The organism is Paraburkholderia sp. WS6 (assembly GCF_030464835.1).
GTDB lineage: Bacteria > Pseudomonadota > Gammaproteobacteria > Burkholderiales > Burkholderiaceae > Paraburkholderia > Paraburkholderia madseniana.
In genome coordinates this window covers 25,804-47,029 of sequence record NZ_JALQCK010000053.1, presented here as the reverse complement: position 1 = coordinate 47,029, position 21,226 = coordinate 25,804, and the positions used below count along the sequence as shown (strand labels likewise).

Below are 21,226 nucleotides of genomic sequence, written 5' to 3'. Positions count from 1 at the left end.
GGCATTGGGCGGAGTTTGGCCAACGCGAGACAGCTATTGCTGTTCCGCTCCTAAGGCGTGTGAATCCGCACTTCCGGCAGGACGGTGGTAACCTTCCCCCGCTTATTCATCCGGCCGGCGTGGCATCTTCCGCGCCGGCATCCAACATCGACCGAAAGAGTGATCATGACCAGTTCCATCTACAGCGCATCCGTTCCCGTCTTCAAGCAAATGCTGACCGCATTGTCCGACGTGCTGAAGAAAGCCGAAGCGCATGCCACCGAAAGGAACATCGAGCCGAACGCTCTGCTGCAGGCACGCCTGTTCCCGGATATGTTCCCCCTGGTGCGCCAGGTGCAGATCGCCGCGGATTTCAGCAAGGGCGTCAGTTCGCGCCTGGCCGGCGTAGAAGTGCCGTCGTGGCCCGACACTGAGGTGACGTTTGCCGACCTGCAAGCGCTGATCGCCAAAGCGTTGGCCCACCTCGGCACGCTCGACGCCGCCCAGTTCGAGGGTAGCGAGAGCAAGGAAATCGTCCTGCGCCCAGGCACGCCGAAAGAGAAGAAGCTGGTCGGCAGCACCTATTTGCAGAACTACGGTCTGCCCCAGTTTTTCTTCCACGTCACGACGGCCTACGCGATTCTGCGCCACAACGGCGTTGAAATCGGCAAGCGCGACTACATGGGATCGTACTGATCGTCGACGCACGGGCAGGGCGGGCCAGCGGTCGGCGGTAGTTTCAGCGGATTTTCACGTCGCGGGCCAACGACGAATTATGAGTGTGTTAGCCGCTATCATCGACCGTAGTCCCCAAAGGAGAACAACCGATGAGCCGACCCGATTTCATCAAGCACTGGACCGAGCTGGAAGAACCGGATGCGCATTCCTATCGCGGCGATACCGAGAAAATGGCGCTCGACGCGCCGCTTTCCGCCGCACTCGGCATCACGCGCATTGGCATTCATCACGTGAGGCTTTTGCCCGGCCGGCGCACGTCATATCCGCACGCCGAAAGTACCGAGCAGGAGTTTGTGTACGTGCTCGAAGGCAAGCCCGATGTCTGGATCGACGGCGTGCTTCATCCCATTGCTGAAGGCGATTCCGTCGCGTTTCCGTCAGGCACCGGCATCTGCCACACCTTCATCAACAATACGAAGGACGAAGTCAGGCTGATGGTGATCGGCGAACGTCCGCGCGATGACAACCGCATCCGTTATCCGCTCAACGAAGCGCACGAACGGACCCGCGCGGACCGCTGGGTGGACTGGCCTACCAGGCCAATCGGGGACCACAACGGGATGCCGGACTGAAGGGTACGCCGCGGATGACGGCCTCGGCGCACATCCGGAGCGCGGTCCTGCAAGAACTAGCGATTCAGGCTAGGCTACCGCGTGGGCCGTTTTGCGTCGCACCGCAGCGGCCGTGCCACACGGTTATTCCAGTCAGGAAAGCAATGAAACAACAGCTAACAATCGATTTTGTCTCCGATATCGCATGCCCGTGGTGTGCGATCGGCCTGTCGTCACTCGAGCTTGCACTATCGCGTTTGAGCGATACGGTTGACGCTCAAGTCACCGTGCATCCCTTCGAGCTGAATCCGGAGATGGGGCCGGACGGCGAAGCCATTGTCGATTATCTCGGCAAGAAATACGGACGCACTCCAGAGCAGATCGCGGAAACTCAGGCCATGATCCGCGAGCGCGGGGCGAGCGTCGGTTTTGCCTTCGGCCCGCGTACGCACGTCTATAACACCTTCGATGCGCACCGCCTGCTGCATTGGGCCGGTATCGAAGGCAAGCAGTTGCCGCTCAAACTGGCGCTGCTGCGGGCCTATCATGCCGAGGGCAAAGACCCGAGCAATCACGAAGTCCTGGTTGAAGCGGCGCAATCTGTAGGGCTCGACGCCGCGCAAGCAGGTGAGGTACTGCGCAGCGGAATCTATGCCGACGACGTCCGTGCGGAAGAACGGGAATTCCAGTCGAAGGGCATCCAGTCCGTGCCGGCGATCATCTTCAACGGACGCTATCTGGTGAGCGGCGGACAACCCGTGGAAACCTTCGAGCAAGTCATCCAGCAGATTCTCGCCGAAGCGTAGGGCGGCAATCGGCAATCGCGCCGGCGGCCCGTTGCATTCAACGGGCCGCAACCGAAGACTCACTTCGGTCCGCGTCCGCTTTCTCACCGGCAGACGAAAGACGGGTTCATTGCCCGCATACTGAATCCCGCCACACTTGTCACTCCCACCGTTCGATGCACGGCATTAGTGTGCTCTACAAGGACGAGGCTGGTGATGTGTTCCATAGCGCCTCGACATCAAAAGGAGAGACGCCCGTGATGGATCGCATCATGGCGATGCAGACCTTCGTACGCATTGTCGACGCCAACAGTTTTACCCGTGCTGCGCAGTCGCTTGGGATTCCACGCGCAAGCGCGACAACACTCGTGCAGAACCTCGAGGCCATGCTCGGCATCCAGTTGCTCGTGCGCACCACGCGCCGGCTCAGTCTGACTGCCGAGGGGGCCGCCTATTACGAGCGCTGCGTGCAGATTCTCGCCGACCTCGACGACATCGAGGCGAGCCTGCGGCATCCCGACGACCGGCCGCGCGGGAGGCTGCGCGTTGAGATGCCGGCGGTCGTCGCGAACGCGATCGTGTTTCCGGCGCTCGACGATTTTCACGCGCGCTACGAGCACATCCTGCTCACCTTCGGCGTCAGCAACCGCCAGGTCGAACGGGCCGGCGAAGCGATCGATTGCTGCATTCTGACTGGAAAGTCGCCGGATGCGGGCCTCGCCGCTCGCCGACTGGGCGCGCTCGAGCGTGTGACCTGTGCGAGCCCGCTTTATCTCGCACGGTACGGCACGCCGCAACGGTTCGATGAGCTAAGCGGTCATATCGCGGTGAATTACATGTGTGCGCACACGGGACGTGCAGCGGATTTCGATTTTCAGGTCGAAGGCGACACGGTCAACGTGGCGCTTGAGGGCTTCGTGCAGGTGAGCGACGAGCATGCATATCTCGAATGCGGGCTGCGCGGACTTGGACTGATCCAGCCGCCGCGTGCGCTCGCCCAGCCCTATCTCGACTCCGGGCGGCTGCGTGAAGTGCTGCCGCATTGCAGGCCCGCAGCGCTGCCGGTATCGGTCGCGTATCTGCGTCATCGGCGCGCTCCGCCTCGCGTGCTTGCCTTCGTCAACTGGCTCGCGGAACTGTTCGAAACGGCGCGGCACGTAAGCCATGAGCCGTCACCCGTGCACCGGAGTCTGCGTGGCGTGGCGGCCGCCGAACCGGCCTGAAATGAGCGACAAACCAAATAGTGGGAAGCAGGCGCGAGATACCTGTGCGCACGACACTAGGGAATGCCTACGCTTGAGCCGCTGCCATCCAGCGTCGTAAAATCGTGGCACATCAGTTTGGGTGGTCCAGCAATGTGTCTGGCTTCTCGTTACGATTTCAGCCGCGATACCCGGCAACGCCCGGCGCAGCGGCTTCCCGCGTTTTTTCGACCCGCTCCCCGCATTGAGGCCAGCGGCGATCGCGGAATTGTCGTTCAATCCGCGCTATGACCCCGCTCATTTCCGTTAAAAGGCTCAACAAGCGCTTTCCCGGCGTGAGGGCGCTTCACGAAGTCCAGTTCGAGCTCATGGCCGGTGAAGTCCACGCGTTGATGGGCGAGAACGGCGCCGGCAAGTCGACGTTGATGAAAATCCTCGCCGGCGTCTACACCCGGGACACGGGCGATATTCTCTATGACGGTCAGCCGGTCGAGTTCTCGAGCCCGCGCGAGGCGCAGGCCATGGGTATCGGCATTATTCATCAGGAACTCCAGTTGATGAATCACCTGACCGTCGCCCAGAACATGTTTATCGGCCGCGAGCCGCGTGGGCGCCTCGGTCTGTTCCTCGACGAAGACAAGCTCAATGCGCTGGCGCGCGACATTCTTGCCCGCATGCATGTGAATATCGACCCGCGCGCGGTGGTCAGCACGCTCACCGTCGCAAAGCAGCAGATGGTCGAGATCGCCAAGGCATTGTCCTTCGATTCGCGCGTGCTGATCATGGACGAGCCGACCTCGGCGCTCAACGACGCCGAGATCGCCGAGCTGTTCCGCATCATCCGCGAGCTGAAGAGCCGGGGCGTGGGCATCGTCTATATCTCCCACAAGATGGACGAGCTGAAGCAGATTGCTGACCGCGTCACCGTGTTGCGTGACGGGGAATATGTGGCCACCGTCACCGCCAAGGACACCAGCGTCGACGCGATCATCGGCATGATGGTCGGTCGAATCTTGACCGACGCCGCGCCTTCTGAGAGCGTCGCCGGCACGGGCGAGATCGCGCTCGAAGTCAACAATCTGAATGCCGGCCCGCTTGTCAGAGACGTCAGCTTTGCGCTGCGCAAAGGCGAGATATTGGGCTTTGCCGGCTTGATGGGCGCCGGTCGCACCGAGGTCGCCCGCGCGGTGTTCGGCGCCGATCCGATCGAATCGGGTGAAATCATCGTGAAAGGCGTGAAGGCGACGATCAGGAATCCGAGCGATGCGGTGGCGCGCGGCATCGGCTATCTCTCGGAAGACCGCAAACGCTTCGGTCTTGCGACCGGCATGAACGTCGAATCGAACATCGTCATGTCCAACCTGCGCAAATTCCTGTCGCTCAACTTTTTCTTGCGCCGCACCGAGATCCGCCGGACAGCCACCCATTTCATCAATCTGCTCGCCATTCGTACGCCCTCCGCGACGCAGGAGGTGCGGCTTCTCTCGGGCGGCAATCAGCAGAAAATCGTCGTTGCGAAATGGCTCGAGCGCGACTGCGATGTGCTTTTCTTCGACGAGCCGACGCGCGGCATCGACGTCGGCGCCAAGAGCGAAATTTACAAACTCCTGCGCTCGCTCGCCGGGCAAGGCAAGGCGATCGTCATGATCTCGTCGGAACTGCCGGAGATCTTGCGCATGAGCGACCGCATCGTCGTGATGTGCGAGGGCCGCATTACCGGCGAACTTTCAGCCACGGAGGCGACGCAGGAGCGCATCATGCAACTGGCGACGCAGCGCGAAACCTTAAAAGCGGCGTGAGCCCGAAGAGGAGAGATTCAGTTTATGACACAGCCATCGGATACTTCGACGCTCGCTAACGAGGGACGGTTGTCCGGCCTCAGAGCCCGCGTCTTCACGCCGACTGCTCTGCAAAAGCTGCTCGCCTTCGGGAGCCTGATCCTGTTGCTGGTCTTTTTCAGCTTCGCGTCGCCTGCGTTCATGCAGATGGACAACATGCTCGGGATTCTGCAGGCGACGGCCGTCAACGGCGTGCTGGCGATTGCCTGCACGTTCGTCATCATCACCGGCGGCATCGATTTGTCCGTCGGCACCTTGATGACCTTCACGGCGGTCATTTGCGGCGTGTTTCTGACCTATTGGCATTTGCCTATGTGGATCGGCGTCGTGGCTGCGATCGGGACGGGCGCAATCTGCGGGACCATTTCGGGCACCCTCACGGCGAAAATGAAAATACCGCCGTTCATTGCCACCTTGGGCATGATGCTGCTGCTGAAAGGCCTTTCGCTGGTCGTCTCGGCCGACAAGCCGATCTATTTCACCGACACCGAAAACTTCTACATGATTTCTCAGGATTCGCTGATCGGCTCTTTCCTGCCGAGCCTGCCGGTTCCGAACGCGGTCCTGATCCTGTTTTTCCTTGCGGTGGTAAGTTCGATCACGCTCAATCGCACGGCGCTTGGCCGGTACACGTTTGCGCTTGGCAGCAACGAAGAAGCAGTGCGCCTTTCCGGCGTGAATGTCGACCGGTGGAAGATCGCCATTTACGGCCTCGCTGGGGCAATTTGCGGCATCGCCGGGCTGCTGATTGCCTCGCGCCTGAATTCGGCCCAGCCGGCGCTAGGCCAAGGTTACGAACTCGAAGCGATCGCCGCCGTGGTTATCGGCGGGACCTCGCTCAGCGGCGGTGCGGGCACGATTCTGGGCACGATCATCGGTGCGTTCATCATGAGCGTGCTGACCAACGGCCTGCGCATCATGTCCGTCGCTCAGGAATGGCAGATCGTGGTGACTGGCCTCATCATCATTCTCGCGGTTTATGCCGATATTTTGCGGCGCAAGAAAAGCTGACGAAGGCGGACGCTACGCGAAACAAGATCAAGAAAAGGGAGCGCCCAAGGCTCCCCGAACGGCTGAAAGTGGATGGCCAACTTAGGAGGAGAAACCCCATGTTGAAAAGAAGACTAATCGGTGTCGTGGTCGGCGTTGGTGCGCTCATTGGCGGGGCGAGTGTGACATACGCGCAGGACACCTATATCCCGCTCATCTCGAAGGGCTTCCAGCATCAGTTCTGGCAGGCGGTCAAATCCGGCGCGGAACAGTCGGCCAAGGAGCACAACGTCAGGATCACCTTCGAGGGTCCGGAAACCGAGGCCATGGTCGATAAGCAGATCGATATGCTCTCGGCGGCGCTCGCCAAGAAGCCCCAGGCGCTCGGCATCGCCGCGCTCGACAGCAAGGCGGCCATTCCGCTGCTGAAGCGAGCGCAGGCCGCCAAAATACCCGTGATCGCCTTCGACTCGGGCGTCGACAGCGACATTCCGTTGACCACGTGCGCGACCGACAATCTTGCCGCGGCCGCACTCGCCGCCGACAAGATGGCCGAGGCGATCGGCAATGCCGGGGAGGTCGGTCTGGTGGTGCATGACCAGACCAGCCGCACCGGCATCGATCGCCGCGATGGCTTCCTGAATGAGATGAAAGCGAAGCACCCGAACATCAAGATCGTCTCGGTCCAGTATGGCGGCGGGGACCACCTGAAGTCGGCGGAAATCGCCAAGACGATGATCCAGGCCAACCCGAACCTCAAGGGCATTTTCGGAGCGAATGAAGGGTCGGCGGAAGGTGCTGCGATCGGCGTCAAGGAATCGGGCAAAAAGCTCGTTCTGATTGGCTATGACTCCGGCAAGGAGCAGAAGGACGACATCAATTCGGGCTTGATGGCTGGCGCCATTACGCAGAACCCGGTCGGCATCGGCAAATGCGTCGTCGACTCCGCAGTGAAGGCGTTGAAGGGCGAGAAGCTGCCCAAGAAAGTCGACACGGGCTTCTACTGGTACGACAAGAGCAATATGAGCGATCCCAAGATCGCCGCTGTGCTCTACGATTGACCGGGGCCGCCTGACGCGAAGAGAGAGGAGGGGGCGCTGCGCTCCCTTTTCTTTTCTTGCCTCCCGTCCGCCTGGAGTGCAGATGGCTGCAAAGAGGCCAGGCGAACACGCACGGCCTCTTTGCCTATAAGCAGAAGACGATAGCTGTCGCAGAGGAGGGGTTCAGATGCCCACAATCACCAAGCTGTCCGTCCGGGACATTCGGTTCCCGACCTCGCGTTCACTCGACGGCTCCGATGCGATGAACGCCGCGCCGGATTACTCCGCTGCCTACGTGACGCTCGAAACCGATTCGCCGACGGGGCTCACAGGTCACGGTCTTACCTTCACCATCGGCCGCGGCAACGAGATCTGCGTGAGTGCGGTTAAGGCGCTTGCCCCGCTGGTGGTCGGCAAAACGCTCGAGGATATCGCAGCGAACATGGGCGCCTTCTGGCACGCGCTGACGTCGGACAGTCAGTTGCGCTGGATCGGTCCGGACAAGGGCGCCATTCATCTGGCGACGGCGGCTGTCGTGAACGCGGCCTGGGACCTGTGGGCCAAAGCGGAAGGCAAGCCGGTGTGGAAACTGCTCGTCGACATGAGTCCCGAAGAACTCGTGCGATGCCTCGATTTCCGCTATGTGACCGATGCGATCACGCCGCAGGAAGCCATCGCCATGCTGCACCGTCATGCAAAGACGCGAGGCAAGCGCGAAAAGGACATGCTGGCGCACGGCTATCCGGCCTACACGACGTCGGCCGGCTGGCTCGGTTACGACGACGACAAGATCCGCCGGCTCGCACGTGAAGGCGTCGCGCAGGGCTGGACGCACTTCAAGCAGAAGGTGGGCGGCAATATTGAAGAAGATATGCGCCGCGCCCGCATCCTGCGCGAAGAAATCGGCGAAAACCTGAAGCTGATGATGGATGCGAACCAGGTGTGGGATGTCGATGAAGCGGTCGCGAACATGCGGCGCCTGGCGGAATTCGATCCCTGGTGGATCGAGGAACCCACGAGTCCCGACGACATTCTCGGTCACGCGGCGATCCGCGAGCGGATTCGGCCCATCGGTGTCGCGACGGGCGAGCACTGCCATAACCGGGTGATGTTCAAGCAGTTGCTGCAGGCGCAGGCAATCGACTTCTGTCAGGTCGATAGCTGCCGCCTGGGCGGTCTGAATGAAGTGATCATCGTCCTGTTGATGGCGGCGAAATTCGGTGTGCCCGTGTGTCCTCATGCGGGTGGGGTCGGCTTGTGCGAGTACGTCCAGCATATTTCGCTGTTCGACTATATCTGCGTGTCGGCGTCGCTGGACAACCGGGTGCTCGAATACGTGGACCATTTGCATGAGCATTTTGTCGATCCTGTCGTGATTCGAAGCGGCCGGTATATGCCGCCGCAACGTGCCGGCTACAGCATCGAAATGCATGCGGCGTCGCTTGATGAGTATGACTTTCCCGAGGGGCCGGCCTGGCGGGCGTGAAGCTGCACGCGCGGGGCCCTCTGCGGCTATTGGCTAACTCGCACTCGTCAAAGCGACGATGAAGTCGAGAAACACCCGTGTCTTGGCCGGCGTGTGGTGCCGCGATGGATGGTACGCATAGAGAGGGAAGCGCTCATCCGGCCAGTCTGGGAACAGGTTGACGAGCCGTCCCTCCCGAATCAGGGGTTCCGCTCCGAGCAGAAGCATCTGCGCGACGCCGGAGCCGGCCAGACAAGCGTTGAAGAGTGCGCTCGGATCGTTCACCGTAAGCCGTCCATTCGTTTCGACAACCAGCTTTTTGCGCTTGCGATGAAACTCCCACGGATACGGCTTGCCGGTTTCCGGGTTCCGGAACTCGAGGCACCGGTGCGTCCCGCGACCCAGATCTTGAGGCTCCGCTGGCCGTCCCCGGCGAGCGAGGTACGAGGGTGCTGCGACGGTGACAACTGCCGTGTCCAGAAGCTTTCGCGCAATCAGACTGGATGAGCGAGGTTCGCCAAATCGCAAGGCCAGATCGAAGCCGTCCACGATGAGGTCGCCAAGCTGATCTCTCGCAATGAACTCGAGTTCAAGTTCAGGATGCGCATCCATGAATTCGTCGAGCTTCGGACCCAGAACGATTCGAAAAAAAGCGGGATCAAGATTGATTCGCAGTTTCCCGCGTACTGTCGCGGTGCCGCCTGAAGCGGCGGCTGCCGCTTCCTCCATTCCCCTTAAGTGCGGCATGACCTGCTCGTAAAACCGTTTGCCCTCTTCCGTGAGCGAAACGGCGCGAGTCGTGCGATTGAAGAGCCGTATTTTCAGCCGCTTTTCGAGCCTGGCGATTGCCCGGCTAACTCCGGGGGGCGACATACCCATCACTTCGGACGCGGCTGCGAACGTCCCCGCATCGACGACGGCCGCAAATACGCTGATACCGCTAGAGAGATTCTCGCTGGACGATCTCATTGGCGCTCCCCGCACAGTGCTTCAAAACCCGCACTATGGCCCATTAGTGACTAACTGTCACTTCACAAGTGTCATTCGTATCATTTAGTTTCTCATCGAGTTTACCCACAATGCATCCCAACGGTCCGTTTCGACCGCAACGATCCAAAGGAGCATTGCCATGAATACCCGTTATTTCGCAGTTGCTATTGCCGCCGCCATCGCCTTCCCTGTCGCTGGCTACGCTCAGGAATCCTCGACCGTCACGCGTGCACAGGTGCGCGCGGAACTCGTCCAGCTGGAAAGCGTGGGCTACCAGCCCGGTCGCGCCAATGATCCGCATTACCCCACCGACATTCAGGCAGCCGAGGCAGCGGTGGCCGCGCAGAAGGGTGCCGAATCGAACGTCGCCAGCGGCGTGGGCGGTGTGCGTAGCGGTTCGTCCGATTCGGGCAACCGCGTCGCTGCGGCAGCCCTCGCGAATGCACCGTTCAACTCGCTTTACGCACATCGTTGATCGGCGTGTCACACCAATCATTGTTCATTCCATTTTCCAAGGAGTAGGAGATGACCGTTCAACTCACCCGCCGCGACCTGTTGAAGCGGGCATCCGGTCTCCTGGCGGTCGCCGCAGTGGGCGGATTGACCAGCATCGGAACGGAGGCCGCGGAGGGTCATCAGGAGCGTCATCGTGTTCTGGTCCGCAACCCTGCCTTTGCCTCGATTGACCTTTCCCTGCGGCAGGCCGTCGACAACGGCACTGTGGCCGGCGTGGTGGCGATGGGCGCCACGCAGCGCGGGCTCGTCTACGAGGGCGCATCGGGCCATGCCAATCCCCAGACGGGTACGGCGATGACGCCCGACACGGTGTTCTGGTTGCTATCGATGACCAAGGCGATCACTGCGACCGCCTGTATGCAACTCGTCGAGCAGGGCAGGCTCTCACTCGATCAACCCGCGGGCGACATTCTCCCGGAACTGAAGTCGCCGCAAGTGCTGGACGGCTTCGATGCATCCGGACAGCCGAAACTGCGTCCTGCACGCAACACGATTACCGTGCGTCACCTGCTGACTCACACGTCCGGCTTCACGTACAGCATCTGGAGCGAAAACATGAGCCGGTACGAAAAGGTGACCGGCATGCCGGATATTGGCTACTCGATGAACGGCGCGTTCAAGGCGCCGCTGGAGTTCGAGCCTGGCGAGCGCTGGCAGTACGGCATCGGGATGGACTGGGTGGGCAAGCTGGTTGAGGCGGTCACCGATCAATCGCTGGAGGTCTATTTTCGCGAGCACATCTTCGCGCCGCTCGGCATGAGCAATTCGGGATTTCTGATCAGTGGCGCGCAGAAGCAGCGCGTGGCGACCATGCACAACCGGCAACCCGATGGATCGCTCAAGCCCGCTCCGTTCGAGATCAACCAGCGGCCCGAGTTCTTTATGGGCGGCGGCGGGGCATTCAGCACGCCGCGCGATTACATGGCGCTCCTGCAGATGCTGGTGAACGGCGGGACGTACCGCGGCGAGCGGGTCCTGCGCGCCGACACCGTTGCGACGATGTTCCAGAATCAAATCGGAGATCTTCAGGTAACCGAAATGAAGACGGCACAGCCGGCGTGGTCGAACAGTTTCGATCAATTCCCTGGGATGCCGCACAAGTGGGGCCTCTCCTTCGACATCAACACGCAGCCGGGTGCGCATGGCCGCAGCGCAGGCAGCATCAGTTGGGCGGGACTGCTGAACAGCTATTTCTGGGTCGATCCTGTCAGGAAGGTGACCGGCACGCTGTTCACGCAAATCCTGCCGTTTTACGACCCTCGCGTGGTGGATCTGTACGGACAGTTCGAGCAGGGGTTGTATCACGGCTTGCAACACGCCTGAGCACTGGTCAGTGATCGGCACTCGGGACACGTCAATTTACGCAAGGAGAAACTGCAATGTATGCAATCACAGGGATAACAGGTAGGGTCGGCGGTGCGGTGGCGCGCACGTTGCTCGCAGCCGGTCAGCCGGTACGCGCGGTGGTACGCGATGCCGCTCGGGCACGTTCGTGGGCTGAGCACGGATGTCAAGTGGTGACGGCCGACATGGACGACGAGACGTCCCTTTCCGCCGCTTTCGAGGGCGCGCAAGGCGTCTTCATCCTGCCGCCGTCCGAGTTCGATCCGTCGCCGGGCTTTCCCGAGGCACGTGCTGTCATTGACGCTGTGCGCGGGGCGCTTCAGTCCGCGGCGCCTGGCAAGGTGGTCTGCCTGTCGACGATCGGCGCGCAAGCCACCGAGATCAATCTGCTCACGCAACGTACGCTGATGGAGCAGGCGCTTCAGGATTTGCCCGTGCCGGTGACATTCCTGCGTCCCGGCTGGTTCATGGAAAACGCCGCGTGGGACGTGGCGCCTGCCCGCGACACAGGGGTCATCCCCAGCTTTCTGCAGCCGCTCGACAAGGCGGTGCCGATGGTCGCGACCGCGGACGTGGGTCGCGTCGCCGCGCAACTGCTTCAGCAAACCTGGCTCGGCGTGCGTGTCGTCGAACTGGAGGGGCCGCACCGTGTGAGCCCGAACGATCTGGCCGCGGCATTTGCCCAGGTGCTCGGTCGTCCGGTTCGTGCGGAGGTGGTGTTGCGTGAGACATGGGGCGAGCTGTTCCGGTCCCAGGGTACGACGGACCCGTTGCCGCGCATGCGCATGCTCGACGGTTTCAATGAAGGCTTCATCGCCTTCGAAGGCAATGAAGCCGATATCGTCAAGGGCGAGGTGGAACTGGAAACCGTTCTGCGAGGCCTCGTCTCGCAGGCGGGCTAACGCGGGCACACCCGGTGACGCGTGCAGGATGCCGCGTCGCCGGGTGCTTTCCGTTCATCGTTCATCAAGAGATTCATATCAAGGGGTTCGCTATGGAATACAGCACACTCGGCAGGTCAGGCCTGCGCATTTCCCGTCTTTGTCTTGGCGCCATGACCTTTGGTGCCGGTACCGGAATCTGGGGCGAAATTGCCGGCCTTGACCGCGGCCAGGCCACTCGGCTCGTCGCGATGGCCGTCGAGCGCGGCATCAACCTGATCGATACGGCTGACGCTTATTCGCAAGGGCACTCTGAAACGGTCGTCGGTCAGGTATTGGCTGACCTCGGACTCGACGAATCGCGCATGCTGGTCGCGACCAAAGTTCGGCTGCGCACAGGAGCCGGTCACAACGACGTCGGACTCGGCCGCTCGCACATCATGCGCTCGGTGGAGACGAGTCTTCGGCGTATCGGCCGGGACCATATCGACCTTTTTCAGTTGCACGACCGTGACGCACTCGTGCCGCTCGAAGAAACGCTTCGCGCGCTGGATGATCTTGTTACGCAGGGGAAGGTGAGGCATATCGGTGTGTGCAATTTCAGCGCGGGCGATCTGGAACGTGCGCAGGGAATTGCCAACGGTACGCATGGAGCCCGCATCGTGAGCAATCAGGTTCACTATGCGCTGACGAGCCGTGACGTCGAGTCTGAGATCGCGCCTGTGGCAAAGGCGAATGATGTTGCGCTTCTGGTGTGGAGTCCGCTCGCAGGCGGGTACCTGAGCGGTAAGTACACGCAGGGAAGCAGCGGCGAAACCGGGCGTCGAACCGCGTTGAATTTTCCGCCGATCGATCCCGCGAAGGCGGATCCTGTCGTGCATGTATTGCGCGACATCGCTTCGGAACTGAACGCGTCGCCCGCTCAGGTGGCATTGGCCTGGATTCTGGCGCGCCGTGAAGTCTGTTCCGTCATCGTAGGCGCACGCACAACCGACCAACTGAGCGCTAACCTCGACGCTGAGCACATCGCGTTGAGCGCAGCGCAGACCGAACGTCTGAATCAGATTTCGCAGCCGCATCTGCCATATCCGTACTGGATGCAGCAGTTCCATGACAAGGATCGAGTGGTGGTCTGATTGCTTGAGCAGCGGCCATGCCGTCACGCCTCGAGATTTCCACCGGACGAGCGCCAACGTGCCGGTGAAACCCCGATGTGACGTTTGAAGACGCGCTGAAACGCGGCATTCGATTGATAGCCCACCGCCTCGCCGATCTCGGCGATCGGTGCGGCGGTATGTAACAGCATTCGGCCCGCGATGGTCATTCGAATCTCGGTCAGCACGTCGGAAGCCGAGCGACCGATGGCTTCCTGAAACTGACGGATGAAGGTTGCTCGGGACATATTGCAGAGCCCCGATAACTGATCCAGAGTCCACGGCTCACCCGGCGTCTCGAACATCGCGGATATCGCAGGTTGCAAACGAGGCCGCCTCGAGAGTGCGAGCAAACCATGCGGCGGCTGGGTGCCTTCAGTGGCGAAACGCAACGTCAGTGCGAACAGCGCCGCCGACAGATGATTGACGAACATCTCGCTGCCAGGACCTGGATCGTTGGCCTCCTCATGCATCAGTTCGATTAGTTGCCTCAAGCGGGCGCGGACAATGGATCGTGCGGAACCTTCGACGTCGCCGCCTGATTCGGGCAATGCGGTGTGCACAACCAGGCGGCCCGGCAGGTGGTCGCGCAACAGCCTGTCTGGAACTGCGCCGAGCAGAAACCGTCCGCATAGGAAGTCAGCCTTTTCGCCTTTCCCATCGTTCTCAAAGACGATCAGCGAGGCCTGTCGACTTTTTGTTTCGGGCCTCGCGGTCTCCCCGCTACCGTCATGAATAAGGTGTGCGTTGCCCGCTGGAAACAGAATGATGTCGCCCGCTGTCAGCCGTTCGGGCGGCCCGTTAACGTCTTCGAGAACGGCATGACCGGACAGCAGCACGTGGTACGGGATTTCTCGCACGCCGGAGACAGCCTGATCGATTTTCCACGGCGCACCGAAAAGACAGCGCAGCTCCAGCCGCCCCGTGACGGGTATCAGTGACAGCAGTCGACTTAGCAGATCCATGTGAACCGGGTGAGCATGTTTTCGCGTTGTTCGGGAATCGGTATCAAGGCACGCAACGTGGCGCATCGGCGCAAACAATGACGCCGGATTCTAGCTGGTCGCTTCGTCCGGCGCTGCCCGACGGACGCCGTCGCACTGAGCGGATGATGTGATACTTTTGAGCATAATAATGACAATTTTTAGTATCGTAAAGATCATTCTCTGGACCTAAAGTGGAGGCTCCTAACCACCACTGAAGGAGTTCCATCATGAGCCGCATCACTGTCCCCGCTATTGCCACCGCCACCGGCACCACTGCTGAGGTCTACGCCCAGGTCAAGAAGATTGCTGGCGGCACCGTACCTAACCTCTTCGCTGCTGTTGGTCACGTGGCCCCGGCGACGCTCTCCACCGTGCTGGCTGCCGAAGGCGTGCTCGGATCGGGGAGCCTGAGCAAACAGGATCTGGAAACTATCAAGGTGCTGGTCAGCGAACAGACCGGCTGCGACTACTGTGTAGCTGCACACGTGATGCTGGGCAAGATGACGGGCCTCTCGACGGAGGCGCTCAAACAGATTCGCGCCGGACAGGCCACCGGCGATGCCAGGCGCGATGCGCTCGTGCACTTCGTGCTGAATTTGCAGAAGACGAGCGGCACGATCAGTGAGAACGAATTCGCCGCCATTCGCGCGGCCGGCTATACCGAGACGCAACTCGCTGAGATTTCGTTGGCCGTTGCCATGACGATCTTCACCAATACATTCAACCGTATCAACGATACCGACGTCGATTTCCCGCCGGTCAAGTAACGCAAACATCGCGGAGCGTGTCGCCACACGATGGTGACGCGCTCGTCCTATCAAACGCTTCGCGACGCGGTGATTTCGCATCTGACTTATGCCGAAGGGCTTGGGCCGTTGTTGTCGGACGTGCCGGCTCGGGCAGCGGGATCAGATTTGAACAGACCTGAAACACGTCCCCAAGGAATTACCCTGGACGCAGCCAAACCGCTTGACATCCTGAATTTGGCTTCATAAATTCGCTTCGACTGAGCCGTCATTGTTTCTGGCGGCTCCACGGCAACGATGCCGTGCTACATATGAAAGGCTATGCAGCCCCCGAACTTGCGTCCAACGCTGGTTCGGGGGCTTTTTGCTTTTGGGAGAAGAAATGATGACGTTGCAGTACAACCCCGCGGAACATGGCGTCGCAGACCTGGTGGTCGCATGCGTTCAGATGGAACCTCATGTCGGCAGGAAGCACGACAACGTGGCGCAATGCATCCGGCACATCGAAGCTGCGGCGCATCACGGCGCGTCTCTGGTGGTGTTGCCGGAGCTGGCCAATAGCGGCTATGTGTTCAACGATCGTGACGAGGCATTCGCGCTGGCCGAAACGTTGCCGGAAGGGGAGACCGCGCAGTTGCTTGCCGAAACGACGCAGCGCCTTGGCATTCATGTCGTGATGGGTATTGCCGAGCGGGCGGGCAAGCAACTCTACAACTCAGCGATCCTGACTGGCCCGACGGGTCACATCGGCGTCTATCGCAAGCTGCATCTCTGGAATGACGAACATCGCTTCTTCGAACCGGGCGATCGTGGCGTTCCGGTATTCGACACGCCGCTGGGACGGATCGCCATCGCAATCTGCTACGACGGCTGGTTTCCCGAGACATACCGGCTTGCCGCGATGCAAGGTGCGGACATCGTTTGCGTGCCGACCAACTGGGTGCCGATGCCGGCCCAACCGGACGATCGTCCCGCCATGGCCACGACGCTCACCATGGCGGCCGCGCACAGCAACGGCGTGGTGATCGCATGTGCAAACCGCATCGGCATGGAGCGTGGTCAACCGTTCGTCGGCCAGAGCCTGATTGTGGGCGGCAACGGATGGCCGGTCGCGGGTCCGGCCAGTGTCGATCGCGAAGAAATCCTGTACGCCGCAATCGATCTGACGCGCACTCGTTCGGAACGCACGCTGAACGCCTTCAATCACGTGCTGAGCGATCGGCGCGCGGACGTGTACGACCCGATGCTGGGCACCGGCTGGCCGACCTCACGCGCATGAGGCATCCGATGGCACACCCGTACGAAACACAAGAATTTCATTCGACCAATGCGAGGAAAAAATCCATGACTCCGTTCAACAGACAAATCCTTGGCGCCGCCGCGGCGCTCGTCGCGGCTTGCACCTGCATGAGTGCGCTCGCCGCCGATCCGATCAGGATCGGCGTAGCGGTGGGGCTCTCTGGCGCAAATAGTGTGGTCGCGCCGGCCGTCGTGCAGTCGTCGCAACTCGCTGTCGACGAAATCAACGCAGCGGGCGGGATCATGGGCCGCCAGGTGCAGCTCGACATCACCGACGACGCATCCGGTGCAGTCGGCGCGCAGAAAGCGTACGACACGCTCGTGTTCCAGAAGAACGTCGACGCGATCATTTCCATGGAAACGAGTGCTGCGCGTAACGCGGCGCTGCCGATCGTGGCGCGCGGCAAGAAGCCCTTCGTGTACACGTCGTTTTACGAGGGCCGTTCGTGCAGTCCGTGGATGTACGTCAACGGTTGGGTGCCTGAGCAGCAGGTCGCGCCGGTGGTCGATTACTTCGCGAAGAGCAAGGGCGCCAAGACCTTCTATCTGGTCGGCAACGACTACGTTTTTGGGCGCGGTATGCTTGGATTCACCAGAAAATACATCGAGGAGCACGGTGGCAAGGTAGTCGGCGAGGAGTACTTGCCGATCGACGGCACCGACTGGACACCGATTCTTTCCAAGATCCGTTCGGCTCATCCTGATGCGTTGATCAGCGCGACGGCCGGCGGCGCGCCTAACGTATCGCTCGCCAAACAGTTGAAGGGTTCTGGCATGACGCTGCCTTACGGCAACCTGGCGATCGACGAAGGCACGGCGAAGAGTATGGGCGACGTCGCCACGGGCATGTATATGTCGGGCTCCTACCTGACGGGCATCGATACGCCGGGAAACAAGAAATTTATCGCGGCCATGGACAAGAAATTCGACAAGGATCTGAAGACACCGAACGAGTTGTCCGAGCCGCAGTACGAGGCCTTCTTCCTGTATAAGGCCGCTGTCGAAAAAGCGGGCTCAACCGACGCCGACAAGGTGATCAAGGCGCTGGGCCAGGTGTCGTTCGACGGACCGCGCGGACCGGTGGCCATGAACAGGAGCCGGCACACGCCTCTTGCCATGCGCCTGGGCCAAATACAGGCGGACGGCTCGATCAGGATCTTGCAGACGTTCCCGAACGTGGATCCGGGCGCGCAGTGCCCGAATATCAAGTAGACGTAGCTGGAAATACAGCATCCGCCTGATGCGCATTCGCAGGCGACAAGCAGGCGACACGCAGGCGGATGCGACTGGAGAAGACAATGGTTCTGGCACTCGATATTTTCACAACCGCGGCGGTGCTGTTCATCGTGACCGCAGGGTTAATGGTGATTTTCGGCGTGATGAAAATCGTCAACTTCGCCCACGGTGCGCTGCTGACAATCGGCGCATACGCGAGCTTCGTCGTGACGCAGCTCAAGCTGAATCCGTGGCTCGGGCTGCCGCTCGCGGTCGTGGTGGGTACCGTCGTGGGCATGCTCGTCGAGCAGGTGATCGTGCGCCCGCTCTACAAGCGTCCGCTCGACGCGATCCTTGCTACTTGGGGTCTCGGCATCGTGATTGGACAGCTCATCGTCATGGCCTTCGGCCGCGAGGCGCAATTCGTGGAGACGCCGCTCAAGGGGGCCGTCACCATTGGTGGGACCGATTACTCTGCCTATCGTTTGCTGCTGATCCCGATCGCGCTCGGCCTGTGCATCCTCATGACTGCGCTTCTCACGGGAACGCGCTTCGGCATCAAGACGCGCGCGGTGATCATGAACGAGGATCTGGCGCGAGGACTCGGCATTCATTCCGGCCGCATCCGTTTTATCACCTTCAGTCTGGGCGCAGCGCTCGGTTCGCTCGCCGGCACGCTCATCACGCCGCTGTCGAGCGTCGACCCCGACATGGGGCTGCCGTGGCTGGTGAGCGCGTTCATGCTGGTCATGGTTTCAGGACACTCGATGCTCAGTTTGCTGGTGACGTGCCTCGTATTCGGCGCTTGCCAGGTGCTGGTCAGCACGTTCGTCAGTCCGGTGCTGGGCGGCTTGACTATCGCCGTGCTGGCGGCGCTCACGCTGCGCATTCGTCCGAAGGGGTTCTCTCATGGCTAAAGTCGGCGCATCGCCCCATCGAGCCGGTGATCAAGCTGGGCAAAACGATGAACGGGCACGCAACGGGCGAACGACTCATGGACGCGGTCTGCTCATGGCCGGTGGCGTGGCTGTCGTGCTGCTGGCCGCGGGTCCGCTTGTCTTCGGCTCGTATCTGCTCAACGTCCTCATTCAGGCCTTCTTCTTCTCGATCGTAGCCGTGACCGTGGATATCCTGTGGGGGTACACCGGGTATCTGACGTTCGGGCAATCGGCGTTCTTCGGTCTGGGCGCCTATGCCGCGGGACTCGTGTTTACGCACGGCGGTTTTTCAGCGGGTTATGTGCTGTTCGCAGTGGGAGCGGCTATCGCGGTGACCGCGGCCGTGGCCGCATTGCTCGGCTGGCTGTCGTTCTATCGCGGTGCGTCGCCGTTCTTCGCGACGGTGATGTCGCTCGTATTGCCGATCGTTCTCAGCCAGTTGCTGCTCTCCGGCGGCGCGTGGACCGGCTCGAGTTCGGGACTCACCGGCTACGAGACCTTCGATCTTTCGCTGCAGGCCTGGTACTGGCTCGCCGGCGCGGCGCTGCTGGCCGTCGCATCAATCGCGTGGCTATTCGTGCGGAGCGACGGCGGCCGCGTGCTGGCTGCTATCCGCGACAACGAATCACGCTGTGCGTATCTCGGCATCAATACGTCGCTGGTAAAGATCGTCTTGCTGATTGCAACCGCGGCCATCGCCGGCCTCGCCGGGTTCGGCTACGGATCGTTCAGCGGCGTGGTCGCGCCTGAGCTGGCCGGGTTTGTCCTTGGCACCCAACTGATCATCTGGGTCGCGCTCGGCGGCCGGGGAACGTTGTGGGGGCCGGTGATCGGCGCGCTTCTGATCAATGTCGGGACCGCCTATCTCAGCGGCAGCATGCCATTCGCGTGGCAACTGATTCTGGGCGCCGCGTTCGTAGCGGTGATCGTGCTGTTGCCGCAAGGTTTGGTGCCGCTGTTGCTCAAGCCATTACGCCATCTGGCGGGTCACGGCGCCGAACCGGAACTGGTTGAGCGCGACGTTGGCGCAATTCATCAACGGGAGCTGTCAGTGCCAGCGCTGCAGATGAACGGCGTCGCCAAACATTACGGCAGCCTGAAAGTGCTGCAAGGCATCGATCTGAACGCCGATGGCGGTGAACTGGTTGGCCTCATCGGCCCGAACGGCGCCGGCAAAACGACGCTCATGCGCTGCATGAGCGACGGCGCGGAACGTTCTGCCGGCACGGTCGTGCTCTGTGGCCACGACGTCCGGCAATTGCCGCCGGACCGATGCGTGCATTTCGGCTTGGGGCGCAAGTTCCAGAACGCGAATATCTTCGAGACGCTTACCGTTGCGGAGTGCCTGAGAATCGCGGGCACCATCATCGAGCGGCCATCGCTCCTGCGACGCTCCACGACGCTTGCGCTGCCGCCCTATGCGCTGGAGGTGCTTCGTACTACCCATCTCGATCAGAGGCTGGGCGCCGTAGCGAAGGATCTTTCGCATGGCCAACAGCAGGCGTTGGAACTGGCGATGGTGCTCGCACTGGAGCCACGTATCGTACTGCTCGACGAGCCCACGGCAGGTTTGACCAAAACGGAGCGCACGCAAATCGGCGATGTGCTCGCCGCGTTGGCTCACCAGTATCGGCTTTGTTGTCTGCTGGTGGAGCACGACCTCGACTTCGTGGCCGGGATTGCCACGCGCATCGTGGTCCTGCACCAGGGGCGAATCGTGATGCAAGGCAACTTCGACGAAGTCGTCAACTCGGAGCTGGTTAGAACGATTTATGCCGGGACTGCGCAAAGCGCTGCGGCAGGCGAAGACGTCGGACAACGGGAGGCGTCATGAGCCAGATTGCGCTGGAGGAGGCGTCATGAGCCAGATTGCGCTGGAGTTGCAGGACGTGACGAGCGGATACAAGGCTTCGGTCGTGCTGCGCAAGCTGTCGATGACCGTTGCGGATGGCGAGGCCGTCGCGCTGCTCGGCAAGAACGGCATGGGCAAGACGACGGTGCTCAAGACAATCATGGGCTATCTGCCGAAGAAAGCCGGCGCCATCCGTGCGCGCGGGCAAGATATCACGCGCATGGCGCCTCACCAGATCGCGCGAGAGGGCATTGCTTACGCGCCTCAGGAACATGCATTGTTTCAGGACCTCACTATTCGCGACAATCTGCGTCTTGGGCTCGAGAAGGCGTCGGCGTTCGACGAACGCTTTGCCGCGATCGAGCCGGTGTTCCCGGTATTCGCAAGTCGCCTGAAGCAGTTGGCCGGCACGCTTTCCGGCGGCGAACAGAAGATGCTGCTGGTGGCGCGCGCGCTCATGATGCGTCCTTCGCTCATTTTGCTCGACGAGATTACGGAAGGGTTGCAACCGTCCGTGATCGACCGTCTCGCCGACGCACTGCTATGGGAGCGCAGCCAGCACGGCACGACGCTGCTGCTGGTAGAGCAGAATGTTCCCTTTGCGCTGAAGGTTGCCGACCGCTACGCGGTACTCAAGCAAGGCGAGATCCTCGAGCAAGGCAACGCGAAAGATGAAGCAGCGGTAGGATCGATCTTCGAACACCTGCGTGTGTAAGC

Annotated in this window: 20 protein-coding genes; 18 read left to right on the top strand and 2 right to left on the bottom strand. The window is 61.2% G+C overall.

Features of this window, described 5'->3' with window-relative positions; genetic code table 11:
• The first annotated feature begins 165 nt into the window (after window positions 1-165).
• The 8 genes from M0D64_RS39235 to M0D64_RS39200 all read left to right on the top strand — a co-directional run bounded on the left by M0D64_RS39235 (window position 166) and on the right by M0D64_RS39200 (window position 8,609).
• Window positions 166-675, top strand: a complete 510-nt coding sequence (locus tag M0D64_RS39235; RefSeq protein ID WP_266261600.1) for a DUF1993 family protein — start codon at window positions 166-168, stop codon at window positions 673-675.
• Window positions 676-806: 131 nt separating this feature from the next.
• The gene (locus M0D64_RS39230) at window positions 807-1,289 is read left to right on the top strand and encodes a cupin domain-containing protein (protein WP_154560175.1); all 483 of its coding nucleotides are present in this window, start codon (window positions 807-809) and stop codon (window positions 1,287-1,289) included.
• Between the two features lie 143 nt (window positions 1,290-1,432).
• Window positions 1,433-2,074 (top strand): DsbA family oxidoreductase, encoded by a 642-nt coding sequence (locus M0D64_RS39225; RefSeq protein ID WP_266261599.1) that lies wholly within the window; start codon window positions 1,433-1,435, stop codon window positions 2,072-2,074.
• Window positions 2,075-2,310: 236 nt separating this feature from the next.
• The gene (locus tag M0D64_RS39220) at window positions 2,311-3,276 is read left to right on the top strand and encodes a LysR family transcriptional regulator (protein WP_168435674.1); all 966 of its coding nucleotides are present in this window, start codon (window positions 2,311-2,313) and stop codon (window positions 3,274-3,276) included.
• A gap of 266 nt (window positions 3,277-3,542) precedes the next feature.
• A complete protein-coding gene (locus M0D64_RS39215) occupies window positions 3,543-5,054 on the top strand; it encodes a sugar ABC transporter ATP-binding protein (protein WP_266261598.1) in 1,512 nt (503 codons plus the stop codon).
• Between the two features lie 24 nt (window positions 5,055-5,078).
• Window positions 5,079-6,104, top strand: a complete 1,026-nt coding sequence (locus M0D64_RS39210) for an ABC transporter permease (protein WP_266261597.1) — start codon at window positions 5,079-5,081, stop codon at window positions 6,102-6,104.
• A gap of 98 nt (window positions 6,105-6,202) precedes the next feature.
• Window positions 6,203-7,144, top strand: a complete 942-nt coding sequence (locus tag M0D64_RS39205; RefSeq protein ID WP_171927973.1) for an ABC transporter substrate-binding protein — start codon at window positions 6,203-6,205, stop codon at window positions 7,142-7,144.
• Between the two features lie 166 nt (window positions 7,145-7,310).
• Window positions 7,311-8,609, top strand: coding sequence for an L-fuconate dehydratase (locus M0D64_RS39200; RefSeq protein WP_266261596.1), 1,299 nt, complete (start codon window positions 7,311-7,313; stop codon window positions 8,607-8,609).
• A gap of 33 nt (window positions 8,610-8,642) precedes the next feature.
• Here M0D64_RS39200 and M0D64_RS39195 read toward each other — a convergent pair whose 3' ends face one another.
• The gene (locus M0D64_RS39195; RefSeq protein ID WP_266261595.1) at window positions 8,643-9,557 is read right to left on the bottom strand and encodes a LysR family transcriptional regulator; all 915 of its coding nucleotides are present in this window, start codon (window positions 9,555-9,557) and stop codon (window positions 8,643-8,645) included.
• Between the two features lie 160 nt (window positions 9,558-9,717).
• Here M0D64_RS39195 and M0D64_RS39190 point away from each other — a divergent pair, with 160 nt between their 5' ends.
• The 4 genes from M0D64_RS39190 to M0D64_RS39175 all read left to right on the top strand — a co-directional run bounded on the left by M0D64_RS39190 (window position 9,718) and on the right by M0D64_RS39175 (window position 13,455).
• The gene (locus tag M0D64_RS39190; RefSeq protein ID WP_266261594.1) at window positions 9,718-10,053 is read left to right on the top strand and encodes a DUF4148 domain-containing protein; all 336 of its coding nucleotides are present in this window, start codon (window positions 9,718-9,720) and stop codon (window positions 10,051-10,053) included.
• 50 nt (window positions 10,054-10,103) lie between these two features.
• Window positions 10,104-11,417 carry a serine hydrolase gene (locus M0D64_RS39185; protein WP_266261593.1) on the top strand — a complete coding sequence of 438 codons (1,314 nt, stop codon included), beginning with the start codon at window positions 10,104-10,106 and terminating at the stop codon, window positions 11,415-11,417.
• 56 nt (window positions 11,418-11,473) lie between these two features.
• Window positions 11,474-12,340: an NmrA family NAD(P)-binding protein gene (locus tag M0D64_RS39180; protein ID WP_266261592.1), complete on the top strand. Its 867-nt coding sequence runs from the start codon at window positions 11,474-11,476 to the stop codon at window positions 12,338-12,340.
• Window positions 12,341-12,432: 92 nt separating this feature from the next.
• On the top strand, window positions 12,433-13,455 hold the full coding sequence (locus tag M0D64_RS39175) for an aldo/keto reductase (RefSeq protein WP_266261591.1): 1,023 nt from the start codon (window positions 12,433-12,435) through the stop codon (window positions 13,453-13,455).
• A gap of 23 nt (window positions 13,456-13,478) precedes the next feature.
• On the opposite strand, the gene M0D64_RS39170 is transcribed toward M0D64_RS39175, so the two are convergent.
• Window positions 13,479-14,438, bottom strand: coding sequence for an AraC family transcriptional regulator (locus M0D64_RS39170; protein ID WP_266261614.1), 960 nt, complete (start codon window positions 14,436-14,438; stop codon window positions 13,479-13,481).
• 248 nt (window positions 14,439-14,686) lie between these two features.
• On the opposite strand from M0D64_RS39170, the gene M0D64_RS39165 reads away from it, so the two are divergent.
• From M0D64_RS39165 to M0D64_RS39140, 6 genes are all read left to right on the top strand, one after another.
• Window positions 14,687-15,226: a carboxymuconolactone decarboxylase family protein gene (locus M0D64_RS39165; protein WP_266261590.1), complete on the top strand. Its 540-nt coding sequence runs from the start codon at window positions 14,687-14,689 to the stop codon at window positions 15,224-15,226.
• 361 nt (window positions 15,227-15,587) lie between these two features.
• A complete protein-coding gene (locus tag M0D64_RS39160) occupies window positions 15,588-16,484 on the top strand; it encodes a nitrilase family protein (protein ID WP_154560189.1) in 897 nt (298 codons plus the stop codon).
• Window positions 16,485-16,549: 65 nt separating this feature from the next.
• Window positions 16,550-17,716, top strand: a complete 1,167-nt coding sequence (locus M0D64_RS39155; RefSeq protein ID WP_266261589.1) for a substrate-binding protein — start codon at window positions 16,550-16,552, stop codon at window positions 17,714-17,716.
• A gap of 86 nt (window positions 17,717-17,802) precedes the next feature.
• Complete coding sequence (locus tag M0D64_RS39150) at window positions 17,803-18,636, top strand: branched-chain amino acid ABC transporter permease (protein ID WP_266261588.1); 834 nt, start codon at window positions 17,803-17,805, stop codon at window positions 18,634-18,636.
• Entirely contained in the window at window positions 18,629-20,491 is a 1,863-nt protein-coding gene (locus M0D64_RS39145; protein ID WP_266261587.1) for a branched-chain amino acid ABC transporter ATP-binding protein/permease, read from the top strand. The genes M0D64_RS39150 and M0D64_RS39145 overlap by 8 nt, the downstream gene beginning before the upstream one ends.
• A 25-nt stretch (window positions 20,492-20,516) precedes the next feature.
• Entirely contained in the window at window positions 20,517-21,224 is a 708-nt protein-coding gene (locus M0D64_RS39140) for an ABC transporter ATP-binding protein (RefSeq protein ID WP_266261586.1), read from the top strand.
• Window positions 21,225-21,226: the final 2 nt, after the last annotated feature.

What these genes read in the sequence shown, in the direction of transcription:
- M0D64_RS39205 (WP_171927973.1), top strand. Translation starts at nt 6,203, where the DNA reads ATGTTGAAAAGAAGACTAATCGGTGTCGTGGTCGGCGTTGGTGCGCTC.
- M0D64_RS39175 (WP_266261591.1), top strand. Translation starts at nt 12,433, where the DNA reads ATGGAATACAGCACACTCGGCAGGTCAGGCCTGCGCATTTCCCGTCTT.
- M0D64_RS39230 (WP_154560175.1), top strand. Translation starts at nt 807, where the DNA reads ATGAGCCGACCCGATTTCATCAAGCACTGGACCGAGCTGGAAGAACCG.
- M0D64_RS39195 (WP_266261595.1), bottom strand. Translation starts at nt 9,557, where the DNA reads ATGAGATCGTCCAGCGAGAATCTCTCTAGCGGTATCAGCGTATTTGCG.
- M0D64_RS39145 (WP_266261587.1), top strand. Translation starts at nt 18,629, where the DNA reads ATGGCTAAAGTCGGCGCATCGCCCCATCGAGCCGGTGATCAAGCTGGG.
- M0D64_RS39150 (WP_266261588.1), top strand. Translation starts at nt 17,803, where the DNA reads ATGGTTCTGGCACTCGATATTTTCACAACCGCGGCGGTGCTGTTCATC.
- M0D64_RS39165 (WP_266261590.1), top strand. Translation starts at nt 14,687, where the DNA reads ATGAGCCGCATCACTGTCCCCGCTATTGCCACCGCCACCGGCACCACT.
- M0D64_RS39140 (WP_266261586.1), top strand. Translation starts at nt 20,517, where the DNA reads ATGAGCCAGATTGCGCTGGAGTTGCAGGACGTGACGAGCGGATACAAG.
- M0D64_RS39170 (WP_266261614.1), bottom strand. Translation starts at nt 14,438, where the DNA reads ATGGATCTGCTAAGTCGACTGCTGTCACTGATACCCGTCACGGGGCGG.
- M0D64_RS39180 (WP_266261592.1), top strand. Translation starts at nt 11,474, where the DNA reads ATGTATGCAATCACAGGGATAACAGGTAGGGTCGGCGGTGCGGTGGCG.
- M0D64_RS39210 (WP_266261597.1), top strand. Translation starts at nt 5,079, where the DNA reads ATGACACAGCCATCGGATACTTCGACGCTCGCTAACGAGGGACGGTTG.
- M0D64_RS39185 (WP_266261593.1), top strand. Translation starts at nt 10,104, where the DNA reads ATGACCGTTCAACTCACCCGCCGCGACCTGTTGAAGCGGGCATCCGGT.
- M0D64_RS39160 (WP_154560189.1), top strand. Translation starts at nt 15,588, where the DNA reads ATGATGACGTTGCAGTACAACCCCGCGGAACATGGCGTCGCAGACCTG.
- M0D64_RS39190 (WP_266261594.1), top strand. Translation starts at nt 9,718, where the DNA reads ATGAATACCCGTTATTTCGCAGTTGCTATTGCCGCCGCCATCGCCTTC.
- M0D64_RS39235 (WP_266261600.1), top strand. Translation starts at nt 166, where the DNA reads ATGACCAGTTCCATCTACAGCGCATCCGTTCCCGTCTTCAAGCAAATG.
- M0D64_RS39155 (WP_266261589.1), top strand. Translation starts at nt 16,550, where the DNA reads ATGACTCCGTTCAACAGACAAATCCTTGGCGCCGCCGCGGCGCTCGTC.
- M0D64_RS39200 (WP_266261596.1), top strand. Translation starts at nt 7,311, where the DNA reads ATGCCCACAATCACCAAGCTGTCCGTCCGGGACATTCGGTTCCCGACC.
- M0D64_RS39215 (WP_266261598.1), top strand. Translation starts at nt 3,543, where the DNA reads ATGACCCCGCTCATTTCCGTTAAAAGGCTCAACAAGCGCTTTCCCGGC.
- M0D64_RS39225 (WP_266261599.1), top strand. Translation starts at nt 1,433, where the DNA reads ATGAAACAACAGCTAACAATCGATTTTGTCTCCGATATCGCATGCCCG.